Below are 23,698 nucleotides of genomic sequence, written 5' to 3'. Positions count from 1 at the left end.
CGGGATGCCGGTGCAGCAGCAGATCCAGTGGGTGGTCCTACCGGGTGGGGTCACCGCCGACGGCGCCCGGTTACGGGCATCGGTGTTCGTCGCACCGCGGCTGTCCGGCGACGACCAGGGCGACATGACGCTCGAGTCGTTCCCGGACTTCCTCGACTGGCCGGCTCGGATCGGGCAGGCCACGTTCGTCGTGGAGGGAGTGTCGCTGACCGGCGAGGGGCCACCGGTGTTCGTCGTTCCCTGCACCCGCGTCGGCGAGCCGCCCGACTCCGCCCTGTGGCGGGCGCTGTTCGGACCGCAGACGCCGCTGTCGAGCTTCTCGTTCGACGACCACTCCGCGAGCTCGATGCGGTCGTTCTCGGCACGTGACGTCGCCGCGTCGACCCGTGGTGCGTACGCCGGCGTCGCCGCGGTGGCGCCCGACCGGCTGCCGAGCGCGGCGGACATGGCTGACACCCCGATGGCCGGCTTCCTCGCGACCAGCCCACAGACGATCGCGCCGCCGGAAGGCTTGGCCGCGGGCGCGGAACCGGAGATGACCCCGCTGCAGCGGGTGGTGGATTTCTACCAGCCACCGACGCTCGCCCAGGCCGCGTTCGCCGCGGAGGAGCCGGCGCCACCGATGCCGACCCCGGAACTGGATTTCCACCAGATGCTGTCGCTGCTGGGCGACCACCCGACGATGCTGCGGCGGCTGGGCCTGGTGGTGGACCTGGAGGTCCCCGCCGAGTCGGTGGTTCAGTTCGGCGGGGTGTCGATGCGGATCCGGCCCGCTTGGCAGTCCCTGCTCGGTGCCGTCAACAACGACGTCACACCGCTGTCGGCCTACCGGCACCTGACGCCGGACTCGGCGCCGGACGGCCGACGCCGGTTCACCCGAGCCTCGGAGCTGGGTGAGCTGGCAGCCGACGCGGGGCTGAAGTTCCTCCCGGAGAGCGACTTCAGCCTGGAGCAGTCCGATGTGGACGGCGCCGCGCTGAAACTGGTCTCCGCTGATCCGGAGGCCCTGACCGGTCTGCCGACCGTACGCTCGGGCGGGATCGCCCTGGTCCGCGACCGCCGTGACGAGGTGCTGCGGGGCGACTTCGAGCGGGCCCGCCTCCGCGAGGAGGCGCTGGGCCAGGGGGGACTGATCGAACTGGGTGACGACGACCTGGTCCGCGGCCACCGGTTGGACGTCTTCGACGTGGACGCGGGGCGCTGGCGATCCCTGCACGAACGGGTGGTGGAGTACCGGATCCCGGGCCATCCGCTCGAGCCCGTACAGGACGAGGGATTCTTCCAGGTCAGCCTTGCCAGGCCGGGCATCTTCGGTGCCCAGCCGTACCTGCACGACCAGGTCGTCAGCTGGGACGGATGGAGCCTGTCCGCGCCGCGTCCCGGCAAGGTGCTTCCTCCGGACCCTCGCGCACCGGATCCCACGCAACCGGACACGGCACTGATCCGTCCCGAGAACGCCGTCGGTACGGCCATGCCGCTGCAGATCGAGACCTCGGCGCGACCGGGTTCGCTGCCACGGCTGCGGTTCGGGCGGAAGTACCGGGTCCGGGTGCGCACCGTGGACCTCGCCGGTAACGGGCCGGGGCTGGACGAGGATCTGCACCTGCCGCCGGAGTTCCTGCTGCACTATGCCCTTCCCGGTGAGGGGTCGTTGACGTACCGGCGGTTCGAGCCGGTGCCCGCCCCTGAGCTGGTGCCACGGCAGGAGCTGTCGGGCGGCGCGGCACCCGACCGGATGGTGATCCGTACCTTCGCCGAACCGGGCGAGGTCGTACCCGACGAGCGGCACGTCGTCCTTCCGAAGGCGCCGTTGGAGCTGGTCGAACGGCAAGGGATGCTGGACGGGGCGATCGGCTCCGGCTCCGCCGACACCCGTCGCGCCGGCTACGAGATTGCCCGGCGCGAGAAGGGTCAACTGGCCACGGTGCATCCCGAGGAGCGGATCGCGGTGCCGTACCTCCCGGATCCGCTGGCCGAGGGCGTGGTCTTCTTCGGGCTTCCCGGCCTACCGGAGGACGAGGCGTTCAGTGTGGACTGCCGCGGCGAGCAGTGGTTCGCACCCTTGACCTTCCGGATCCGGCTCGTGGGCGGCACCGGGCAACCGCGGTTCGATGCCGATGCGCGGGTGCTGACGGTTGCGCTGCCCCCGTCCGGCGTGGCCACGGTACGGGTCAGCTCGAAGGTTATTGTCGACGACAACGTGCTCGGGATGCTCGACTGGTGCCGCCGTGAGCTGTCCGACGAGCAGTTCGCGACGGTGCGCAACGCCGTCGAGGCCAACCGGCACTGGATGGTCACACCGTGGCGTGAGCTCACCCTGGTGCACGCGGTACAGCACCCACTTCGGGTGCCGACGCTGGAGATCTCCGGTACCGGGCGCGAGTTAGGCTCGACCAACGCCAAGCTGAGCGGCAGCGTCGGCCTGCACCCGGCCAGCACGGAACGCCTCGACGTACAGGCCGAATGGGCCGAGACCCGCGACGACGAGACGGCGGACGGCCCGCGCGTCCAACAGTTCGCCGGGCCGGTGTTCACGGTGGCGACTGCGCTGGCCAGGGATTTCGAGGGTGCGCCGAGCTCCGAGGTCCCGGCCACGTTCACCGGCGACGAGACCATGAGCTTCAACGCCTCCATCATCGACCCGTCCGGACCGGTACCCCACGAGTTCGGCGACACGAGACGGCGCGTTGTGCGCTACCGACCCACCCTGACCAGCTCGTTCAGCGAGTACTTCCCGCCAGGCACCGACTGTTCGGTGGTGGGGGAGCCCGTCGAGGTGTCGATCCCGAACACCGCTCCGCCGGCCGTACCCGAACTCCACTACGTGATTCCCACGGTGAGGTGGGAGCAAAGCGAGCCGGAACCCGGACAGGTGGTGCGTCGCCGGGTGGGTGGCGGGCTGCGGGTGTACCTGGACCGCCCGTGGTTCTCCTCCGGTGACGGGGAGGTGCTCGGCATCATCGTGCTTGATCCCGCGGCCGAGCCGACCGAGGTGGACTATCCCTGGGTGACCCTGCTCGGGGTCGACCCGATCCGATTCGGCCCCACACCCCGGCGCCTGGACGCCGCCAGTTTCCGCAACGCCGACAGCGTGCTGACGGGTGCGTTCGTGGCACAGATCGGACCGCAGGGCGGAAACATGGCCATCGTCTGCTACGTCCCCGAGTACGACGCGGCGACCGGACGCTGGTTCAGCGACCTGGAACTCGACCTCGGCGACGCGTACTTCTCGTTCCTGCGGCTGAGCCTGATCAGATTCCAGGAGGACTCCCTGGGCGGCGCGCAGCTTTCGCCGATCGTGCTGGCCGATCCGGTGCAGACGCTGCCGGACCGCACCCTCAGCGTGCGGAAGGACCCGCAGTCGTGGCACATCAGCCTCACCGGTCCCACCTACGTCGACAGCGATACCACCCCGCGAGCGCGGGCGGTCGCCCGCTGGGAGCAACGCACGGCGCCGGTGGTCGACGAGGACCTCGGCTGGGAGCCGTTGCGGGAGGTCGAACTCACACTCGACCTCCCGGACGAGGCGCCGACCATCGGTACCTGGTCCGGCGACCTGCCCGTACCGGTGCCCGCACCGCCCGGGCGACTCCGGCTCGCCGTCATCGAGGAGGCGCCGCATACGGCTGACGACCCCGCCGTGGGGACGCTTGGCCGCGTCATCTACAGCGACACGATTCCCGTCTGACCGAAAGGACCCGCCGCCATACTGTTGTCCCAGCTGTTCGCCGGCGACGGAGCCGGTCTGTTCCTGCCGCGCGCGGTGCCCGTTCTCGGACTTCACGTACCAGTGACGGGAGAGCCTGGCACCGAGGGCCTCGGCGGCTCCCACTGTGTACGTGGGGCGGCGCGTCGGTCCGCTCCGAGGGGAGCGGACCGACGCGCCGCGCAGGTACGGCCGCCGGCGCTGTAGTGCGCCGGCCGGTCCGGTTCGATCAGCGGCCGACCGTCGCGGCGGTGACCTCGGGTTCGTCGGTCAGTTGGCCGGTGGCGGTTTCCCGCAGGGCGAGGATGGAGCCGATGGACAGCAGGCACCCGGCGGCGATGATGATCGAGACGGTCGTGGTGCCGCGACCCCCGGCGAGGACAGAGGCGAAGACGAGCGGCGCCAGGCCGGCCCCGATCCCGGAGATCTGATAGCCGAGCGAAGCGCCGGTGTACCGGGCGCGGGTGGAGAACAGTTCGGCGTACAGCGCGGCCAGCGGCCCGAACATCGCGGAGTGCACGACGCCCTGGCCGACGACGACGGCGAGGGTGAGTAGCAGCGTGGACCGGCTGTTGATCATCGGGAACAGCAGGAACGCCCACACGCCCATCCCGGCCGCGCCGGCCAGGACGACCGGGCGTCGCCCCACCCGGTCCGACAGTGCCGACCATCCGATGACGCCCAGGGCCGCGGCGACCGAGGACAACGTGAGGGCGTTCAGCACGGTGGAGCGGGGGAAGCCGGCCCGCACGGCGTACGAGATGACGAACGTGGTCAGCGTGCTCTGTGCGACGAAGGCGCCGAAACCGACACCGACCGCCAGGGCGAGGTTGCGCGGGTGCCGGCGGAAGACCTCCAACAGCGGCGGCGCGCTGGGCTTCGCGTCCGCAGCCTTGGTGAACACGGGCGTCTCGGTGACCCTCGACCGTACGAACAGGCCGATGGCCAGCAGCACGACGCTCAGCAGGAACGGGATCCGCCAGCCCCAGACGAGGAAGCCCTGCTCGCCGGCGATGGCGGCGGACAGCGCCATGACCAGCGTCGAGACGACCATGCCGCTGGGTGCGCCGGCGTTGGTGAAGCTCGCCCACAGCCCGCGCCGGGATGTGGCGTGTTCGGCCGACATGAGCACGGCGCCGCCCCACTCGCCGCCGACGGCGATGCCCTGTACGACGCGCAGGAGCACCAGCAGGATCGGCGCCCATATCCCGATCTGGGTGTACGTGGGTAGCAGGCCGATGAGCGTACTGCCGATGCCCATCAGGCTCATGCTCAGGACGAGCATCTTCTTGCGGCCGATGCGGTCGCCGAAATGGCCGAACACGATGCCGCCGAGCGGTCGGGCGAAGTAGCCGGTGGCGAGGGTCCCGAAGCTGGCGATGGTGCCGACGAGGGGGTCGAGGTTGGAGAAGAAGATCCGGCTGAACACGACGGCCGAGGCGGTCGCGTAGAGCAGGAAGTCGTAGTACTCGATCACGCTTCCGAGGTAGCTCGACAGCACGGCACGCCTGAGTTGGGTAGGCGAGAAGTGTGGCTGGGTCATTGGGGTACCCATCTGCTGGATGACTGGGTCGGGCCGAGCGTGCCCTGGATCACACGCGTGATCGCATGTTAGGCACCTTGGTGATGGCGGTCAAGAATCTGCCTAACACGATCAAGTTCGCGTCCCGGCCGTTCGGGCTCAGGTGACTCGTCAATCGCCCTTTGAGCGACGAATGGGTCGAGGACGGTAGTGACCGGCTATCGACCAGCGTCTGGTGGAGTACCTCCCCCTCGGCCGCATCGAGGGTGCGGTCGAGGTGTCCTACAGCGGCACCGTCATCGAACCCATCCCGACGATGCCGCACCGACCGACCAGGTGGCACAGTTTGCATCATCCGCGCGGCCGTCCCACGGTCGCGACTGACAAGGAGAAGAACATGGCACTGCTGGACGACGGCACCTGGCACGGGAAGGTGTGGACGGGGTCCTGGACCGACGGCTCCGGCGACACGTACGACGCCGTGGAGCCGGCGACGGGGGAGGTCATCGCCCCGGTGGGCAAGGCGACGCCGGAGGACGTGCACACCGCGGCGGAGCGCGCGGTGCAGGCGCAGCGGGCCTGGGCTGCCGCCCCGTTCGAGGAGCGTGCCGCCGTGCTGCGCCGCGCCGGGGACCTGTTGATGGCGAACGCCGGCGAGATCAAGGGTTGGCTGGCGCGTGAGTCCGGCGCGATCCAGCCGTTCGGCGACTTCCAGGTGTACACCAGCGCGCAGGAGTGCTACGAGGCGTCGGCCCTGCCGTCCCACCCGTACGGCGAGATGCTGCGCACCAGCGCGCCGCGGCTGTCCTTCGCGCGCCGGGTGCCGGCCGGCGTCGTCGGGGTCATCGCGCCGTTCAACGTACCGACGATCCTGGCCATCCGGGCGATCGCCCCGGCGCTGGCGCTCGGCAACGCGGTGATCCTCAAGCCGGACCCGCGCACCGCCATCAGCGGCGGTGCGACATTCGCGCGGATCTTCGAGGAGGCCGGCCTGCCGGCGGGCGTGTTCCAGGTACTGCCCGGTGGCGCCGACGTCGGGGAGGCGCTCGTCGTCGAGCCCGCGGTGCGCATCATCGCCTTCACCGGCTCCACCAGGGCCGGCCGCGCCGTAGGCGCGCTGGCCGGGCAGCACCTCAAGCGGGCACACCTGGAGCTGGGCGGGAACTCGGCGCTGATCGTGCTGCCCGACGTCGACGTGGCCCAGGCCGCCTCCGTCGGTGCCTTCGGTACCTTCTCGCACCAGGGCCAGATCTGCATGGCCACGTCCCGGCACCTGGTGCACGAGTCGATCGCCGAGGAGTACACCCGGATCCTCACCGAGAAGGTGGAGAAGCTGCCGGTCGGCGACCCGTTCCGGGACCAGGTGGCGCTCGGCCCGCTGATCGACGCCGGTCAGCGTGACCGGGTGCACGGGCTGGTGACGGCGAGCGTCGACAGCGGGGCGACGGTCCGTACCGGCGGCACGTACGAGGGGCTGTTCTACCGGCCGACCGTCCTGGGCGATGTCCCGGTCGACGCGCCGGCGTACCGCGAGGAGATCTTCGGCCCGGTCGCGCCGGTCACCCCGTTCTCCTCGATCGACGAGGTCGTGGGGTTGGCGGCCGACACGGAGTACGGCCTGTCCCTGGGCATCCTGACCCGCGACATCTACCGGGGCCTGGAGTTGGCCGAACGGATCCCGTCGGGCCTGGTGCACATCAACGACCAGACGATCAACGACGAGGCGGTGGCGCCGTTCGGCGGCGTCGGGGCCTCGGGCACCGGTTCCCGCCACGGTGGCCCGCAGGCCAACATCGAGGCCTTCACCGAGACGCAGTGGGTGACGGTCCGCGGCGAGCTGCCCGCCTACCCGTTCTGACCGTCACCCACCTGGTCCGGGCCTCGACGTCGCGGCCCGGACCAGGTGGGCTGGTCACGGTCGTGGCGTTCTTCCGCACCGATCGACGTCCGTCGTCCCATGAACTCGCCTGCGCCGAGTCCATTATGGATTGCGCGCTTCCCGGGCGCGGATAAAGGTTGTATTGGAGCCCGCGCAAGCGTGTGTCGGGTAACAGGAGCACGGGCTTGGCAGGTGAAGCAACCATCAGTAGTGTCGACGGATCTGGTCCGGACACGTGTCACAACGGGTGACGCCGGAGCAGACCCGCCGAGTCGTGGCAACGAGCCGGGGACCCACCGCACGTCTGGGGTGAATCCGCAGGTCGACGGCCTGTGGTAGGGCAACCTTCGCGCCCGAATCCGTCAGCTAACCCGGTAGGCGGAGGCGTAAGGAGACCTACCTATGTACGTCACTCTCGGTGACCATTCTCGCCGATTTCTCCGCCGTACCGTGTGTGCGCTCTCGGCCGCTGGGGTCCACGCCGGTCCCTGACTGGGCATCCCCCGCCGGGTGACCGGGCCGTGTTGTTTCCGCCCGGCGCGGACGAGCGGTGTACGGGTTTGGCGCTTCCGTCGCCGTACCCGCTCGTGACTCGCGCGCACCCACCTCATCTTGCCTCTTTACCCGCATTTCCGGGCCATCGCTGTGTCTACGGCGGTTGATGGTTGCGGTACGGCCTTGGAGAATTTCAATGAGTTCTGTACATCGACGTGAACGGTTCCGGCGCCCGGCGGGCTCCGCGCTGCCCCGGATGGCAGCCTTTTCGCAGCTCGCTCCGCTCATCAGCGCGAAAATCAACCCCATTCTTCGCGGTACTGCCGCGAGCATCGCTCTCGGCGGAGTCGGTGCCGTTTCGTGGGGTGTCGCGCCAGCCGCTGCCACCCCGGCGGCCACGCCACGGGCAGCGGCTGTGATCGCCTCCGGTCCGGTACCCACCAACGCCGAACAGCAGGTCGGCAACGTGCAGGAGGACTCCGGCTACGACGGACTCGTCGCCGCTGTCGGGTGGCTGTTGGGCGCGGTGAAGGCGCCCACCTCCGCTGCGCCGACGGCCGATCCATCCTCGCCGAACCCGCAGCCGTCGGGGTCGACGCACCCGTCGTCCGTCCCCGCAGTACAGCCGGTTGCCGGGCTGGGCCGGGTCGAGATGGACAACGCCGCCGCCATCGTTGCGGCCGGCAAGCAGTTGAACCTGCCCAGTCGCGCGTACGTGGTGGCGATCTCCACCGCGCTGCAGGAGAGCCGCCTGCGTAATCTCGCCAACCCGAACGTGCCGGGGTCGATGGACCACCCCAACGAGGGGGTGGGGTACGACTACGACTCGGTGGGCCTGTTCCAGCAGCGGCCGAACTGGGGAACCGTCGACCAGTTGATGGATCCCCAGGAGTCGGCCCGGCGGTTCTACGCCGCTCTGGTCCAGATTCCCGGCTGGGAGCAGATGGCCGTCACCGACGCGGCGCAGACCGTGCAGCAGTCGGCGTTCCCCGGCGCGTACGCCCAGCATCAGTGGCTCGCCGAGCAGATCGTGGCCGCCATCGGATAGCGGTCAGGGCCGGGCCGCCGGTCGACTCTCGGCAGCCAGGCCATCACCATCCGGCCCACGTCGCTCGGGACGGGTCGCCGGAGGGCTGGACGTCTACGGTCCCGGACATCGATTCGTCGGGTAGTTCGAACCAGCGCAGCTCCTCGAAGCCGGCCGACACCGCCCCGCCGGCGCGGCCGTCGCGGCACGGCCGTTGGGCCAGTTCGAGGCAGAGCTCACGGGCGGCGCGCAGGTAGTACGCGAACGCGTCCTCCCCGGCCCGCTCGTGATGCGCCGGCCAGCGCAGGGTGCCGTCGGCGTCGTAGGAGAGTTGATCCAACCGCAGCGGCGGCTCGACCAGGCCGTCCTTGTGTCGCCACAGCCCGCGGTACGGGTCGAAGCGGTACTCCGGTAGCAGTGCCCACCCGTACGTGGCGACCAGGTGCACCGCCTCGACGATGTAGGAGAAGACCGCCGGCGAGATGAAGTAGTTGAAGCTGACGCGTACCCAACCCGGTTTGATGCCCTCGCAGCCGGCGACGATCTCCCGCTCGAAGCGGTGCGAACGCTCGGCGTCGATGCCGAGCAGCCGGTGACCGTACGGCCCCGCGCACGAGCAGCCGCCGCGGGACTGGATGCCGAACAGGTCGCTGAGCAGCGCCACCACGAAGTTGTGGTGCAGGTACCGGCAGCCTGGCCGGCGGATCACGAACGACACGATGGACAGCCGCTCGGCGTCGAGGTTGCCGAGGATCTCGATGGCCGGGTTCGTCAGCCACGAGGAGACCGCGTGGCGCAGGTAGTAGTCCTCGCGCGCCCGGATCACGTCGACCCCGACCGCCTGTTTGAGTCCGAACACCAGCCCGGCCCGGATCGCCTCGACGATCGCGGGGGTGCCGCCCTCCTCCCGGTGGGCGGGGTCTGCGATGTAGTGGTGCTCGGTCGGGTTGACGTAGTCCACCGTGCCGCCGCCGGGCACGATCGGCACCCGGTTGCGCAGCAACTCCCGGCGCACGACCAACACCCCGGGGGTACCGGGACCGCCGACGAACTTGTGCGGCGAGATGAACAGCGCGTCCTTGCCGCGCATGCTGATGTCGACGTACGGCGCGGCGGCGGCGTAGTCCCACAACGACAGTGCGCCGTGGCGGTGCAGTACGTCGGAGACGGCGTCGGTGTCGGTGACGATTCCCGTGACGTTCGACGCGGCCGAGAACGACCCGATCTTCAGTGGACGGTCGGCGAACCGCAGCAGTTCGGCCTCCAGGTGCGCGCAGTCGACGTGGCCGTTCGCGTCCTCACCGATCACCACCAGGTCGGCGATCGACTCCCGCCAGGGCAGCTCGTTGGAGTGGTGCTCGAACGGGCCGACGAACACCACCGGGCGCTCCCGCTGCGGGATGTGCGCCGCCAGGTGGTAGGCGTCGTCGAGCGCCGCCGGGATGCGCAGGCCGAGGATGTGGATCAGCTTGTCGATCGCGGCGGTCGCCCCGGAGCCGGTGAAGATGACGACCGTCTCCTCGTCGCCGCCGACCGCGTCGCGGATGATGTGCCGGGCGTCCTCGCGCAGCCGGGTGGTCTGCAGCCCGGTACCCGACGACTCGGTGTGGGTGTTGGCGTAGCGGGGCAGGACCTCGTCGAGGATGAAGCGCTCGATGAACTCCAGCGCCCGGCCGGAGGCGGTGTAGTCGGCGTACGTGACCCGGCGCGGACCGTACGGGCCCCACATGAGCTGGTCGTCGCCGATGACCGACTCGCGGATGCGCTCCAGCAGGGGAGTGTCGGGGATCGGTATCGGATCGACGGCGGTCATTCTGTCAGTATGAGCCCTAATGAACTCAGAGTAATAGTCTGATTACGCTTCGCATGCACGCGGTGCCCCTGCGGATAGCTTCCGCAGGGGCACCGCGCCCGGTTGAGGATCTGGCGTCGTCAGAAGCTGAACGCCTGGAACTCCGCGATCCGGACCTGCTGTGCGAACGGGCTCGCGGTGGTGCAGTCGGTCGCGGCGCTCGGATCGGCGTCCTGCTCGCCGGCGTACTCCGGACCGCCGGTGCACTGGCTGGTCAGTACCTTGATCCGCAGGTGCGTGGCCAGAACCGGTGTGAAGGTGAACGACCGCAGGGCCAGCTGCGGCGCGGTCGGTCGGAACTTGCCGCCGGGGAAGGCGTCCGGCGCGCTGACGAACGCCCGACGGTACCCGGAGTCCTTCGTGCAGTCAGCGACGATCTCGTTGCAGGCGAGCACCTCGAACGAGCGCAGCGCGCTGAACCGGTTCTGGGCGGCGGGGTCGGCGTCGCCGGTGACGGCCGGGCGGAGCTGGGCGCTCACGTTCGCCCGGCTGACCAGCTGCGGCCTGGTACCGGCGAGGTCGACGGTCACCTGCTTGCCGGCGACCCCGTCCAGCGACGCCCAGTTGGTCGCCTCGGTCTCGTCGTTGATCTTGTCGATGTTGATCCCGTTGCCGGTCACCACCGCGCCGGAGGCGGCCGCCGCCAGGTTGCGGCGCAGGTTCGGTCGCATCTCCCGGGCCTTGCCGGCCGGGAACTCCTCGCTGAACTTGGTGCTTCCGAATCCGGCGCCGGTCACCGTGAAGGTGAACCGGGTACCCGGCACGATCTGGAAGGTGTCCGGGGTCGGCGTGGCGGGGTCGGTGTCCGCGATCGGAGTGGCCCGGGCCTCGTACTCGCCGACGTAGAGCCGAACGACGGCGCCCGAGGCCTCGCCGGCCGGGCGCAGCGTCACGGTGGCGTTGTCGGCGCGCGGCGAGGCGAAGCTCGGCGTCGGATCGGTGTCGTTCGGGCCGCTGGCGGCGTCCCGGCCGAGTCCGAACTCGGCGAACGTGTTCCACAGCAGGTCCTGGTTGGCCCCGTTGAAGCGGACCAGATCGGCGGCGAGCATGTTGTCGCGCATGTCGACCATGCTCGGCTGGCTGCTGGCCTGCAGCAGGAACGAGTCGAACAGGATCTGGACCCAGCGCCGGTTGCCCGGGCAGGCCGTCACCGGCGTGGTGCCATCGGCGCAGCTCTGCTGCAGCGCCGGGGTACCCCGACCGTGCCGCTTGACGAACGCCTCGCGGAGGCGCAGGTTCGCCGCGGTCCAGATCTCGCCGTCCGCGTGCACTTGCGGACCGACCAGGTCGTACCCGACATCCGAGTAGTTCAGCGGGCTCCGGCTGCCGTCGTAGTTACGGATACCCGACGAGGTGTTGCCGGTGACGTAGGCGCCGGTGACGAACGGTGAATCACCCGGAGCGCGCAGGTTGTTCTCGAACAGGTACTCGGCGGCGATCAGGTCACTCCACGACTCGCCCATCGCCCCGCCCTGGAAGGAGCCGATCCCGGCGTCCGGTCCGGCGATCATCCGGTTGGTGATGGCGTGCGTGTACTCGTGCCCGATGACGGTCATGTCGTAGTCACCGTCGACGCACGGCGGGTACGCGCCACCGGCGACCGGCTGCCACAGGAACATGTTCGTGGTGGGCTGCAAGCCGTCGCGCGGGGTGCCCTGGTTGGCGTTGTTACGGGAGCCGCCGAGCGCGTTGGCCTGCGCCCGGCCCTGCTCGGCGTCTCCGCCCAGGCCGCCCGGCGCGACGTTGACCGCCTGCATGTTCCAGGCTGCCTCGGTGAAGCCCAGCCGGTACGCGAAGTCGTGCATCCGGTTGTGCATCGCGAACAGGTTGCTGACCGCGGCGTCGGCATCGTTTCGCTGCGCCGAGGTGAAGACCGCCGGGTCGCACTTGGCCTGGTGCCACTGGTCCGTGAACGGGTAGGTGTAGTTCCGGTCCGGGTTGGGCGTCGCGTTGAAGGGCTGCGTACCGGCACCCCACAGCACCACGTCATTGGCGGAGTTGCCCGTCGACGTGAACGTCGGCTGCCCGGTGGCCAGGTCGACGTCCCAGGCCTGCCCGCTCGCCGCGTCCCTGACCGTACGCGAGCAGCCCGGCTCCGGCGTGAGGCACCAGTGCGTGCGCGGGTCGGTGCCCGGCGCGAACCTGCCGGGCGGGGTCGCCGGGAACACGGCCCAGTGTGGGTTTTCCGCGTCGAAGTTCACCAGGTCCTCGCGGATCAAGACCTCGCCGGTACGGGCGTCGACGTACGTGGTGTACGCGGTCGGCTCCGCGGCGTCCTTGGCGATCAGGGTGACCGAGTAGGCGGTGCGCGGGCCGTCCGCCGGCGTCGGCACCGCGACCTGGTAGATGTCGGACCTGTCGACCTGGTTCGCGGTCAGCCCGGCGTCGCGCAGCGCCGCGTCGGCGGCCTGGGCGGGGGAGAGGGTGGCCGGCTGCGGCGCGCCGGTGTTCCGGGACAGCGACGAACTGACCCGGATCACGGTACCGCCGCTGACCAGGACGCTGGCCAGGCCGTCGTAGCCGGCCGGCAGGTCACCGAAGCGCTGGCGCAGCACCACGACCGAGCCGGCGCCCACCGGGCGTACGAGGAGGGTCTGCATCGCGGCGACCGAAGCCTGGTCGACGCCGAACAGGTCGCGGTTGTCGACGAGGTACTGCCGGGCGGCGGCCTCCGGGTCGGCGGGCAGCCCGGTGGCCAGGGCCTTGGCCGGGCCGAGCGCCTCGGGCGTGCCGAACGCGTTCCAGCGCACGGCTCCGAGCGCGCCGGCGAGTGTGCGCTGCCGGGCGCTCGGTGCCGCGGCGCCCTTCCGGTTGTCCTTGTTCCGCGGGCCGTGGCCCTCACCCAGCAGGTCGGACTTGTGCAGCCGGGCACGATCGGGGTCGGCGTTGGCCGGTGTCACAGCGGCCAGACTGCCGACCACCGCGACGGCAGCCAGCAGGTACGCCAGCCGCCGTCGCCGCTTCAGTCGGGTTGTCCACATAGGTCTACGCACGGGTTACCTCTTCGGTCCGGGGGCTGTGCAGGGGTGTCGGCCGGGGTGACCGCGGAACGCGACCACTCCAAGGTGCGGATCGATGATGGTAAACCCTTGGATGGCGGTTGGCCGTTACGGGGACGAGAAACAGGGTCTAGGCGAGGGGAGTGGCGCGCCGTGAGTGCCCGCAGCGGAAGGGCCGAGGCGATGCCGCGCTTGCGGGCCGCCCGGCAGGTGGGCGCCGAGCAGCGCGACGGATGACGTAGTCGACCCCGCCGAAACGGTCGTCCACGAGCTGACATCGGACCGATTCCTGCCCCTTTCACGCTCCCTAGGTTGGTGTGTGACGGCGGTCATAGCCGGTCGTCGCCAGGCTCCGGTCAGCACGGACGGAGGTCCAGCACCGGTCGCCGCCGCATGTCGTTCGCGGCGACACGACTCTAGAGAGGGAGTTACCTCATGGCTGACAACCGCGGTGTCACCTATCAGGGCCCGGGCACGGTCGAGGTCCGAGACCTCGACTATCCGGGTCTGGTCCTGCGCGACGGACCCGGCGTCCACCCGGACAACGTCGGCCGGGAGTGCCCGCACGGGGCGATTCTGAAGGTGCTGACCACCAACATCTGCGGCAGCGACCAGCACATGGTCCGCGGGCGGACGACGGCGCCGCACGGGCTGGTGCTGGGCCACGAGATCCTCGGTGAGGTCGTCGAGACCGGCCCCGGGGTGGAGTTCATCAAGGTCGGCGACGTCTGCTCGGTACCGTTCAACATCGCCTGCGGCCGGTGCCGGAACTGCAAGGAGGGCAAGACCGGCATCTGCCTCAACGTCAACCCCGACCGGCCCGGCTCGGCCTACGGCTACGTCGACATGGGCGGGTGGCTCGGCGGCCAGTCGGAGTTCGTGATGGTCCCGTACGCGGACTGGAACCTGCTTCGCTTCCCCGACCGTGACCAGGCGATGGAGAAGATCCTCGACCTGACGATGCTGTCGGACATCTTCCCGACCGGTTACCACGGCGCGGTGAGCGCCGGGGTCACCACCGGGTCCACCGTGTACGTCGCCGGCGCCGGCCCGGTCGGCCTGGCTGCCGCCGCCTCGGCCCAGCTGCTCGGCGCCGCCGTGGTCATCGTCGCCGACCTCAACGAGGAACGGCTGGCCCAGGCCCGCAGCTTCGGCTGCGAGACCGTCGACGTGTCGAAGGGCGACCCGAAGGACCAGATCGAGCAGATCCTCGGCGTGCCCGAGGTCGACGCCGGTGTCGACGCCGTGGGCTTCGAGGCCCGCGGCCACGGCGCCGGAGCGGCGACCGAGGCGCCGGCAACCGTCCTGAACTCCCTCATGGAGCTCACGGCGGCCGGCGGCGCGATCGGCATCCCCGGCCTGTACGTGACCGGCGACCCGGGCGGCGTCGACGACGCGGCGAAGCGCGGTGCGCTCTCGCTGTCGCTGGGTACCGGGTGGGCGAAGTCGCTGTCGTTCGTCACCGGCCAGTGCCCGGTCATGCGCTACAACCGACAGCTGATGCAGGCGATCCTGCACGACCGGGTACAGATCGCGAAGGCGGTCAACGCGACGGTGATCAGCCTGGACGACGCCCCGCGCGGCTACGCCGAGTTCGACTCGGGCGCCTCCCGAAAGTACGTCATCGACCCGCACGGCGTCACCGGCAAGGCGGCCTGACCGCCGCGACGTCCACGCGACCGAGCGGCCGGCCTCCGAACTGCCGGCGTAGCTCCGACCCGTGACCACCGGAGCCCCAGGCCCTCGTCCGAGGACCTGGGGCTCCGGTGCGCGACGTCAGTCGATGGGCATGCGCGCCCGGGTGAGCGGTCGATGCGCCTCGTCCAGCGGTTAACGGGCCGGGGGGCACCTTCGTTTTCGTACGCACGTCTCTGGCGACGTACCCACACCGCGAGGTATGTGCACGAAAAATGACCCCAGCCTCGCCTGAAACTCCGACGACGATGGCTGATTCCTGGTCCGAGACCGCGGCTGAACGTCACGTCACGTCGTCGGATCGGCGCGGACCGTGCGGGATCGGCGGGGACGGCTTGACCGAATGGTACGTTTAATCGAATAGCGTGGATGGACGCTTTGTTCGGTAGGTGACGATGTCCTCCTTCTGCGCGGCGTTTTCGCAGGTGACCATCGTGCTACCCCCCAGGTCCGGGCTCGACCCTGATCCGTAATGTGGAGGCGGCTGCCGAGCCGCTTACAAAACGGGGCAGCGAATCCATGTATGTCGATGCAATGCTTCTCCCTCACACCGCGGTGGTCATCGATCCGTAGCCGGATCGCTACGTGCAATGACGGGGAGAAAGAGTGACACACACCAGCAAAAAGGTCATGGCAGGCCTCGCCTTGGGCGCGGCTTTCCTCCTGGGTGGGGCCAGCGCCGCGTACGCGGGTGGCTCCCTCAACCTGAGGACGAGCAACGCCAACGAGGGCTCGTTCTCCGGCAGCTGGACGTTCTACCCGGCCGGGACGGGGCACGGCGGTTTCGTGGTCAACGGCAACATCTGTGACAACGCGAACGACGGCAACGGCGTGTACGGCCAGGGCCGGGCCGCGGGGTACGACTGGGCCGCGCGGCGCGGCGACAGCAACGGCAGCTCCGCCGGCTGCGCGTACGAGAACCGTGAGTTCTACGACCCGCAGGCCACGCAGGTCGGCAGCGGTCAGTACCAGGTGTGCGTGGACGACCTCGGGCCGGACACCTGCGGTGTCTCGCAGGTGTACTACCGGTAGTCGTTTCGGCCACCTTGTGAGGGAAAGCGGTAAGTCGTGCTGAGTGCCCGTGACGTGGGCCTGACTTACGGCAAGACGGTGGCGCTGGCTGGTGCCAGCGCCACCGTCGCCGAAGGTTCGGTCGTCGCCCTGATCGGGGCCAGTGGCTCCGGTAAGTCGTCCCTGCTGTACTGCCTGGCCGGCCTGTTGACGCCGGACACCGGGGAGATCCGGCTCGACGACGTGCTCCTGAACAACCTGTCCGAGGATGAGCGCTCCGAACTGCGGCGCAAACACTTCGGCTTCGTGTTCCAGTTCGCCGAACTCGTACCCGAGCTGACGCTGCGGGAGAACATCGCGCTACCGCTGGAGCTCAACGGCTGGCGGCGGGCCGACCGCAAGAAGCGGGTCGACGACCTGTTGCAGCAGCTCGACATCGTCGAGCAGGCGGACCGCCGGCCGGTGCAGGTCTCCGGTGGACAGGCGCAGCGGGCCGCCGTGGCCCGCGCCATCGTGCACCGGCCCCGGCTGCTCTTCGCCGACGAGCCGACCGGCTCCCTGGACTCCGTCAACGGCGCGATCGTGCTGTCGGCGATGCTGCAGTTGGCCAAGGAGAACGGCACGTCGGTCGTTCTGGTCACGCACGACACCTCGGTCGCCGGACAGGCGGACGAGATCATCGAGATGCGTGACGGACGGATGGTCGGGTCTGAATGACGCTGAGACTCACCTTCCGCCTCCTCCGCGGCGGTGGTGTCGCGGGCTTCGTACGGATGATCCTGGTGGTGGTCGGGATCGCGGTCGGCATCGTGGCCGGCACCCTGGTGGCTGTCATGCCCGGGGTACTTCAGAGTCGGGCCGACGTCATGAATGCCCGTATGCCCAGGCAGCCGGTCGAGCACGGGCGCGCCAACTTCGTGTTCTCGACCTCCACCGACGTCTGGGACGGGCAGCGGCTCGGTCGTACGTTCCTCGCCGACGTCGGTCCCGCCGCCGTCCCGGCGCCGGGCGTCGCCCGGCTGCCCGGCCCCGGCGAGCTCGTCGTCTCTCCCGCGCTCGCCGCGCGGTTGTCGCGCGAGCCGAGCCTCGCGAGTCTGGTACCCGGCCGGGTGATCGGTACGATTCGGCCGGCCGGGCTGCTCGGCCCTGACGAACTGTTCGCCTACGTCGGCGTGCCGCGCACCGGGATGGCGGATGCGCATCCCGGTGCCGCGTTCGGTACCCGGGACAACCTCGCGCTGGCCAAGCAGCAGACCGGGTTGACCCAGAGCCTGGCGTTGCTGGTACTGCCCCCGGTCGTCATCTATCTGATGGTCTGCGGCCGACTGGCCGCAGCGACCCGGTTGCGCCGTTACGCGGCCCTGCGGCTGATCGGCATGCGCCGCGGGCTCGTGCTGCGCATCGCGTTCCTGGAGTCCGCGTTCTCCGGTCTGATCGGCGGCTTGATCGGTATCCTGCTGTTCCGGCTGGCCCATCCGGCACTCGCGACGAGCGGCATTCTCGGCTTCTCCTGGTATCCGGACAAGACCGGGTTCGGCCCGCCCTTCATTGCCTTCCTGACCGTCGTGGTGGGTGTCGTCTCGGGCTTCGTCGGCGCCGCCGGCCTGCGCCGCAGCCTCAGCCGGCCGATCGAGGCCCGCCGGGACACCGGCGAGGCCCGCCCACGCGTGTGGCTGCTGCTGCCGCTCGCGTTCGGCCTCGGGCTGACGACGTACCTTCTCTTCTCGCTCCAGCCAGTGGCCGGTGTCCGGCACCAGGCGATGCCCGGCGCGATGATGTGGGTCGCCATCGGCTCGGTCGTGATCACGGTCATCGGTGTGCTGGTCGGCCTGAAGCCCATCATCGCCGGGGTCGCCCGGATGATGCGCAAGCCGTCGTTCCCGCTGTCGGTACGGATGGCCGGGGCGCGACTCGCGTTGCAGGCCGGTGTGACGCTGCGGCTGCTGATCGGCCTGGCGCTGCTGGTACTCGTGGCCGGCGTCAGCGCCGGCGTGCTGCGCGACCTCGAGCTGCGGTCCAGTCCGAGGGGTGGCAGCTACAGCGTCGACATCGACGGCAACAGCGCACCGGACCCCGCGGTCCGGCAGAAGATCTACGATCTGCCGTCGCGGTTCCGATGGACCGTGCAGACCAGCCTGTTGCCCACCACGGGTGTGGCAGGGGGGTCCGGAGTGGTGGACCAGGCGAGGGCTTCGGGATATCGACTGGTAACCATGAGCTGCGCGGGCCTGCGCAACCTGTTCCGGCAGCCCTTTCCGGAGTGCCGCGACGGCCGCTGGTTCCGGATGGCGTCCCAGGCGGTCGCGAACACGCCGTACGAGGTCGCGGAGGGTGCCCAGTTCGACTTCGACCGCGGCGACGGGAAGCCTCAGTCGGTCACGGTCCCCGGCCAGCGCATCGTCGTCCCCGACGACTCTCCCTTTCCGGTCCAGGCCTACGGCGGTCTGTTCTACGCGCACGACGGTCCCGCCTGGAGCTGGACCAAGGACTCGTACTCCGGGTTCCTGATCGACCCGGACCCCCGCGTGCTCTCCGACTTCAAGGTGCGGGTCGCCGCGCTGTCACCGGCCACCCAGGTACGCGTCTGGGGTGAAGATCTTGATCTTCTCGAACTGGCCCGGAATCAACGTGGCGTCATCGACTTCGGAGTCCTCGTCGGATTCCTGGTCTCCATCCTCGCCTTCGGCATCGCGACCGTTGACAACGCGGTGGAGAGACGCCGTGACGTGGCGGTCCTGCTGGTGGTGGGGATGCGCCGGAGGCTCATCCGGCTGACCCAGATACTGCAGCTTCTCGCCGCGCTGGTCGTCGTCCTGCTCGTCGCGGCGGTGGCCGGCTACCTGGCGGGCAACGTCGCCCTGCGGCTCAACGACATAGGCCGGGGCTGGTACGGGGGGACCGTCGACGCGATGGTGCCGTTCCTCGGGGTCTCGGTGCTGGTGGCGCTCTGCGCCGGCAGCTTCGTTGCGGTCCGCAGGTTGGCCTCCGAGGACCTGAAGAGGGAGTGATTCGATGGATCTGATCGGTGCGGGTGATCGGCCCGCCCGGCGCCATACCGGGCTTGTCGCGCTGGTGAGCGTGGTCCTGCTGGTAGCAGGCGCGCTGATACTGGGCCTGCGGTACGACTTCTATCCGGTCCAGACGACGGTCATGGGCCCTGCCGTCGAACGTGGCGAGCGGGTCCTGGTGGCCCCGCTGGCCGACGGTGCCGGCCTGGAGGCGGGCCAGGTCGTGGTGGTCGAGAGCGGCGCGTGGTCGGACGAGCCGTCGGGTGCCGAGTACATCCTGCGCGTCGGCGCCGTCGGCGGGGACACGGTCTCCTGCTGCGGTGAGCAGGGCGAGGTACTGGTCAACGGGGCCGTACGCGATGCCGCCACGGTGTCCGGCAATGCCGCGGGCGCACCGGCGTTCACCGTCACGGTGCCGGAGGGACGTGTCTTCCTGCTCGGTGACCGGCGAGACATCGCCCGCGACTCACGGGCGCACCTCGGTCAGGTCGGCGGCACCGTGCCGCTGTCCGCCGTCAAGGGCCGGGCGGTGGCGAAGATCGCCCCTCCCGGAGCGGTGCGGGGGACCGGCTCCGCTGTGACGGTGTCCGCGAATCCGTTCGATCCCGCCGGCATGTACGTGTACGCGACAGCCCTGCTCGTCCTTGGCGCGATCGGGCTGCTGTACGTCCTGGCGCGGGTGCTGCCGGCGCTGTCCCGCCGGCGCGGAAGAGTAGCCGCCGGCGTCTCCTGACCGACACCCCGGGTTCTCGGCCGCGGCAAGCCGAGAACCCGGGGGCCGGCGACGGTGAATGACATTCCTCAGCGTCTCGGTGACGGACAAGAAACTCACGACAGGAATGTTGACAATTCTGTCGGCAACAACCTAACGTCGGTCCCACCGATAAGGGAGGGGCCGTGGAGAGCACCGTGACGGGTGCGGCCGCCGGGCGGACGATGGCACACCAGCGGTTGCGCGAGGCGATCACCGGTAGCGAACTCGCCCCGGGTCAGCGACTGATCGAGGCCGACCTGGTGGGCATGTTCGGCGTTCCCCGCAACGCCGTGCGGCTCGCGCTGGATGCTCTGGTCGCCGAGGGGCTGGTGGAGCGGATCCCGAACCGCGGCGCCCGCGTCCGGAGGGTCTCGACCGAGGAGGCGGTGGCGATCACCGAGTGCCGCATGGCGCTCGAGGGGCTGATCGCCGCCAAGGCCGCGCAGCACGCCACGGACGCCGAGATCGCCGACCTGCAGGCCCAGGTCGAGCAGATGCGGGTGGCGGTGGAGGCAGGTGAGCTGGTGCGGTACTCGACCCTCATCCAGGAGCTGCACCAGGTGATCCGCCGGGCCGCGCGGCAGCCCACGGCCGCGACGCTCATCGAGCGGCTGCAGGCGCAGATCATCCGACACCAGTTCCGGCTGTCGCTGCGGCCCGGGCGGCCGCAGGTCTCCCTGGCCGGTCTCACGGCCCTCGTGGCGGCGATCTCCGCGCGGGATCCGGAGGCCGCGGAGGCGGCGATCAGGGCCCACCTGCGTGGCGTGATCGCGGCCCTGAATGAAACGACCGTACCGGGTGAGGGGAGCCGGGCATGACGAGTACGCCCGGGGCTGAGCGGTGAGCTACGACGACACCGGCGTGCGCTGCGCGATGCTGCGCGGCGGCACGTCGCGTGGCCTGTACTTCGAGGCCGGTGACCTGCCCGCCGGCCGGGCCGAACGGGACGACCTGCTGCTGCGGCTGATGGGCACCCCCGACCCGCGCCAGCTCGACGGGCTCGGCGGTAGCACCTCGCTGACCAGCAAGGTCGCCGTCGTGAGCCGGTCGGAGCACCCGGACGCGGACGTCGACTACCTGTTCCTCCAGGTCGGCGTCGACTCCGCGATCGTCAGCGACCGCCAGAACTGCGGCAACATCCTCGCCGGGGTGGGGCCGTTCGCCGTCGAGCGCGGTCTCGTCCCGGCCGGGCCGGACCGGACCACGGTACGGATCCGGATGGTCAACTCCGGCAGCATCGCGGTCGCGACCTTCCCGACGCCGGGCGGGCGTCCGGAGTACCGCGGCGACGTCGCCATCGCCGGGGTTCCCGGTACCGCCGCGCCGGTCGTCCTCGCCTTCACCGACAGCGAGGGGTCGGCGACGGGCAGCCTGCTCCCGACCGGCAGGGTCCGGGACTCGATCGACGGCATCGACGTCACCTGCGTCGACAACGGCATGCCGGTGGTCGTGGCGCTGGCCGGGTCGTTCGGGCTGACCGGTCACGAGCCGTACGAGCAGCTCGCCGCCGACACCGCGCTGCTGGAGCGCATCGACGCCTTCCGCGTCAAGGCGGGCGTACTCATGGGGCTCGGGGATGTGAGCGCGTCCTCGGTACCGAAGACGACGCTGGTCGCCGTCGCGCGGGACGGCGGCCAGGTCTGTACCCGGTCGTTCATCCCCGTCCGGCCACACACCGCGATCGGCGTGTTCGCCGCGGTCAGCACGGTCGCCGGCATGCTCCTGCCCGGCGCGGTCGGCCACGAGCTCACCGCCGGGTGGCCAGCAGGTCGCACGCAGGTCGACGTGGAGCACCCCAGCGGCCACCTGCTGGCGGACGTGGTGATCGACCCCGACGCCACCCCGCCGCGGGTGGTCCGCTCGGGCGTTGTCCGCACCGCCCGCAAGCTCTTCGACGGCATCGCCTTCCCCCGCGCCGTCGCTCGTTCCTGACCACCGTGCCCGCCGATCCAGATCCTGGAGACGTCATGCCCCCGCTACACGAGATCGCCCACCTGGCCCACGTCGAGCTGCGCACCCCGGTGCTCGACGAGAGCGTCGAGTTCTTCACCCGGTACCTCGGCCTGACCGAGAACGGGTCGGCCGGGGACTCGGTCTTCCTGCGGGCCTGGGACGACTACGAGCAGATCACCATCAAGCTCACCGGCCACGCGACCTCCGGCGTCGGACGGACGAACCTACGGGCGGCCAGCCCGGAGGCGTTGCAGCGGCGGGTCAAGGAGCTCGAGGCGACCGGCCGGGGGATCGGCTGGGCAGACGGCGACCCGGGCTACGGCCAGACATACGTCTTCACCGACCCCGACGGCCACGAGTTCGGCCTCTACTACGAGTCGGAGTGGTACACGCCGCCGGCGGAGCTTGCGCCCTCGCTGAAGAACCAGGCCCAGGCGTACCCCTCCCACGGGGTCGCGGTGCGGCGGCTGGACCACATCAACTACCTCGGCGTCGAGCCGGTGGTCAACCGGGACTTCCTGCGCGACACCCTCGGCGCCCTGGTCACCGAGCAGATCGTGCTGAACGACGGCACCGTGGCCGGAAGCTGGACGACGTTCACCAACAAGGGCTACGACGCCGTCTACACCCGCGACCGGACCGGCACCCCGGGACGGCTGCACCACATCGCCTTCGCCGTCGACACCCGCGACGGGATCCTGCGCGCGGCCGACATCGCCCTGGAGCAGGGCGTGCACATAGAGACCGGCCCGCACAAGCACGCCATCCAGCAGACCTTCTTCCTGTACGTGTACGAGCCCGGCGGCAACCGCATCGAGCTGTGCAACGCCGGCGCCCGGCTGGTACTGGCGCCCGACTGGCAGCCGGTGAACTGGAGCGAGGCCGAGCGGGCGAAGGGCCAGGCGTGGGGGCTGAAGACCATCGAGTCCTTCCACACCCACGGCACGCCGCCGGTGGAGGAGGCGTCATGAGCGGGCGCGTTCGGATCGCCGTTCTCGGGCTGGGGGAGGCCGGCTCGGAGATCGCTCGTGACCTGGTCGCGGCCGGCGCCGACGTACGCGGCTACGACCCGAAGGTGACGCCCGGCGACGGCGTCGCCCCCCGCGCCGACGAGGCCGACGCGGTCCGCGACGCCGACCTGGTGCTCAGCGTCAACAGTTCCCACGACGCGATGGTCGCGCTGGTCAACGCGCTGCCCGCGCTGCGAGAGGGCACGATCTGGGCCGACCTGAACACCGCCTCGCCAGGGACCAAGACTGCCCTCGCGCAGGCCGCCGGGCGGCACCGTCCGGTCGTCGACGTCGCGCTGATGGCGCCGGTACCGGGCAAGGGGCTGCGTACCCCCATGCTCGTCTCCGGCGAGGCCGCCGACCGGTACGCGGAGATCCTGACCGGCCTCGGCGCACAGGTGACGATCCAGCCGGGGCCGGCGGGCGCGGCCATCTCGCGCAAGCTGCTCCGCAGCGTCTTCTACAAGGGGCTGGCCGCGGCGGTGGTGGAGGCTCTGACCGCCGCGGAGGTGGCGGGCTGCGCCGACTGGCTGCGCGACAACATCAGCGCCGAGCTGGCCGGCTTCGACGAGCGCGCCATCGACCGGCTGGTCGACGGGACGTACCGGCACGCCCGGCGGCGCGCCGACGAGATGGCGGCCGCCACGGAGCAGCTCGAGGAGCTGGGCGTACCGTCACGGGTCGCTGCGGCCGCGCGTGACCTGCTCATCGACCTGCGCGACAAGGCGGCCGACAGGTAGCCCGCGCCGTGCGATCACGCCGGGCGTCAGCCCGCCCGGCGTGGTCC

At 70.3% G+C, this 23,698-nt stretch carries 15 protein-coding genes and 1 riboswitch; of the genes, 12 read left to right on the top strand and 3 right to left on the bottom strand.

The annotated features are described in order from the left end of the window. The first annotated feature begins 4 nt into the window (after positions 1-4). Positions 5-3,688, top strand: coding sequence for a hypothetical protein (locus Pme01_RS18320; protein ID WP_168118142.1), 3,684 nt, complete (start codon positions 5-7; stop codon positions 3,686-3,688). Between the two features lie 247 nt (positions 3,689-3,935). Here Pme01_RS18320 and Pme01_RS18315 read toward each other — a convergent pair whose 3' ends face one another. Further along, entirely contained in the window at positions 3,936-5,249 is a 1,314-nt protein-coding gene (locus Pme01_RS18315; RefSeq protein WP_239088308.1) for an MFS transporter, read from the bottom strand. Positions 5,250-5,625: 376 nt separating this feature from the next. Here Pme01_RS18315 and Pme01_RS18310 point away from each other — a divergent pair, with 376 nt between their 5' ends. Continuing rightward, positions 5,626-7,086 carry a benzaldehyde dehydrogenase gene (locus tag Pme01_RS18310; protein ID WP_168118140.1) on the top strand — a complete coding sequence of 487 codons (1,461 nt, stop codon included), beginning with the start codon at positions 5,626-5,628 and terminating at the stop codon, positions 7,084-7,086. A gap of 276 nt (positions 7,087-7,362) precedes the next feature. After that, positions 7,363-7,503: riboswitch (cyclic di-AMP (ydaO/yuaA leader) on the top strand. Between the two features lie 514 nt (positions 7,504-8,017). Then, a complete protein-coding gene (locus Pme01_RS18305) occupies positions 8,018-8,650 on the top strand; it encodes a hypothetical protein (RefSeq protein ID WP_203935724.1) in 633 nt (210 codons plus the stop codon). A gap of 43 nt (positions 8,651-8,693) precedes the next feature. Here Pme01_RS18305 and Pme01_RS18300 read toward each other — a convergent pair whose 3' ends face one another. Continuing rightward, the gene (locus tag Pme01_RS18300) at positions 8,694-10,442 is read right to left on the bottom strand and encodes an aminotransferase class V-fold PLP-dependent enzyme (RefSeq protein ID WP_168116849.1); all 1,749 of its coding nucleotides are present in this window, start codon (positions 10,440-10,442) and stop codon (positions 8,694-8,696) included. Positions 10,443-10,561: 119 nt separating this feature from the next. After that, the gene (locus Pme01_RS18295; protein ID WP_203935723.1) at positions 10,562-13,474 is read right to left on the bottom strand and encodes a M36 family metallopeptidase; all 2,913 of its coding nucleotides are present in this window, start codon (positions 13,472-13,474) and stop codon (positions 10,562-10,564) included. A gap of 441 nt (positions 13,475-13,915) precedes the next feature. Between Pme01_RS18295 and fdhA the strand changes: the two genes are divergently transcribed. The 9 genes from fdhA to Pme01_RS18250 all read left to right on the top strand — a co-directional run bounded on the left by fdhA (position 13,916) and on the right by Pme01_RS18250 (position 23,651). After that, on the top strand, positions 13,916-15,139 hold the full coding sequence (fdhA, locus tag Pme01_RS18290) for a formaldehyde dehydrogenase, glutathione-independent (RefSeq protein WP_168116850.1): 1,224 nt from the start codon (positions 13,916-13,918) through the stop codon (positions 15,137-15,139). A gap of 666 nt (positions 15,140-15,805) precedes the next feature. After that, the gene (locus Pme01_RS18285) at positions 15,806-16,207 is read left to right on the top strand and encodes a hypothetical protein (protein WP_168116851.1); all 402 of its coding nucleotides are present in this window, start codon (positions 15,806-15,808) and stop codon (positions 16,205-16,207) included. 36 nt (positions 16,208-16,243) lie between these two features. After that, positions 16,244-16,903 carry an ABC transporter ATP-binding protein gene (locus Pme01_RS18280; RefSeq protein WP_168116852.1) on the top strand — a complete coding sequence of 220 codons (660 nt, stop codon included), beginning with the start codon at positions 16,244-16,246 and terminating at the stop codon, positions 16,901-16,903. Beyond that, the gene (locus Pme01_RS18275; RefSeq protein ID WP_168116853.1) at positions 16,900-19,194 is read left to right on the top strand and encodes an FtsX-like permease family protein; all 2,295 of its coding nucleotides are present in this window, start codon (positions 16,900-16,902) and stop codon (positions 19,192-19,194) included. Before Pme01_RS18280 ends, Pme01_RS18275 begins: the two co-directional genes overlap by 4 nt. A 4-nt stretch (positions 19,195-19,198) precedes the next feature. Next, positions 19,199-19,927: a signal peptidase I gene (gene lepB / locus Pme01_RS18270; RefSeq protein WP_168116854.1), complete on the top strand. Its 729-nt coding sequence runs from the start codon at positions 19,199-19,201 to the stop codon at positions 19,925-19,927. Positions 19,928-20,091: 164 nt separating this feature from the next. Then, complete coding sequence (locus Pme01_RS18265; RefSeq protein ID WP_239088307.1) at positions 20,092-20,766, top strand: GntR family transcriptional regulator; 675 nt, start codon at positions 20,092-20,094, stop codon at positions 20,764-20,766. A gap of 22 nt (positions 20,767-20,788) precedes the next feature. Beyond that, positions 20,789-21,880 (top strand): 4-oxalomesaconate tautomerase, encoded by a 1,092-nt coding sequence (locus Pme01_RS18260; RefSeq protein ID WP_168116855.1) that lies wholly within the window; start codon positions 20,789-20,791, stop codon positions 21,878-21,880. A 35-nt stretch (positions 21,881-21,915) separates the two neighbouring features. Next, positions 21,916-22,872 (top strand): VOC family protein, encoded by a 957-nt coding sequence (locus tag Pme01_RS18255; protein WP_168116856.1) that lies wholly within the window; start codon positions 21,916-21,918, stop codon positions 22,870-22,872. After that, positions 22,869-23,651, top strand: coding sequence for a DUF1932 domain-containing protein (locus tag Pme01_RS18250; RefSeq protein WP_168116857.1), 783 nt, complete (start codon positions 22,869-22,871; stop codon positions 23,649-23,651). The genes Pme01_RS18255 and Pme01_RS18250 overlap by 4 nt, the downstream gene beginning before the upstream one ends. Positions 23,652-23,698 lie beyond the last annotated feature (47 nt).

This window comes from Planosporangium mesophilum (assembly GCF_016863255.1).
Classification (GTDB): Bacteria; Actinomycetota; Actinomycetes; order Mycobacteriales; family Micromonosporaceae; genus Planosporangium; species Planosporangium mesophilum.
This window is presented reverse-complemented; position numbering and strand designations above follow the sequence as displayed.

Coding starts and splice junctions, on each gene's coding strand:
- Pme01_RS18255 (WP_168116856.1), top strand. CDS start 21,916: ATGCCCCCGCTACACGAGATCGCCCACCTGGCCCACGTCGAGCTGCGC.
- Pme01_RS18310 (WP_168118140.1), top strand. CDS start 5,626: ATGGCACTGCTGGACGACGGCACCTGGCACGGGAAGGTGTGGACGGGG.
- Pme01_RS18315 (WP_239088308.1), bottom strand. CDS start 5,249: ATGACCCAGCCACACTTCTCGCCTACCCAACTCAGGCGTGCCGTGCTG.
- Pme01_RS18300 (WP_168116849.1), bottom strand. CDS start 10,442: ATGACCGCCGTCGATCCGATACCGATCCCCGACACTCCCCTGCTGGAG.
- Pme01_RS18285 (WP_168116851.1), top strand. CDS start 15,806: ATGGCAGGCCTCGCCTTGGGCGCGGCTTTCCTCCTGGGTGGGGCCAGC.
- Pme01_RS18250 (WP_168116857.1), top strand. CDS start 22,869: ATGAGCGGGCGCGTTCGGATCGCCGTTCTCGGGCTGGGGGAGGCCGGC.
- Pme01_RS18320 (WP_168118142.1), top strand. CDS start 5: ATGCCGGTGCAGCAGCAGATCCAGTGGGTGGTCCTACCGGGTGGGGTC.
- fdhA (WP_168116850.1), top strand. CDS start 13,916: ATGGCTGACAACCGCGGTGTCACCTATCAGGGCCCGGGCACGGTCGAG.
- Pme01_RS18275 (WP_168116853.1), top strand. CDS start 16,900: ATGACGCTGAGACTCACCTTCCGCCTCCTCCGCGGCGGTGGTGTCGCG.
- lepB (WP_168116854.1), top strand. CDS start 19,199: ATGGATCTGATCGGTGCGGGTGATCGGCCCGCCCGGCGCCATACCGGG.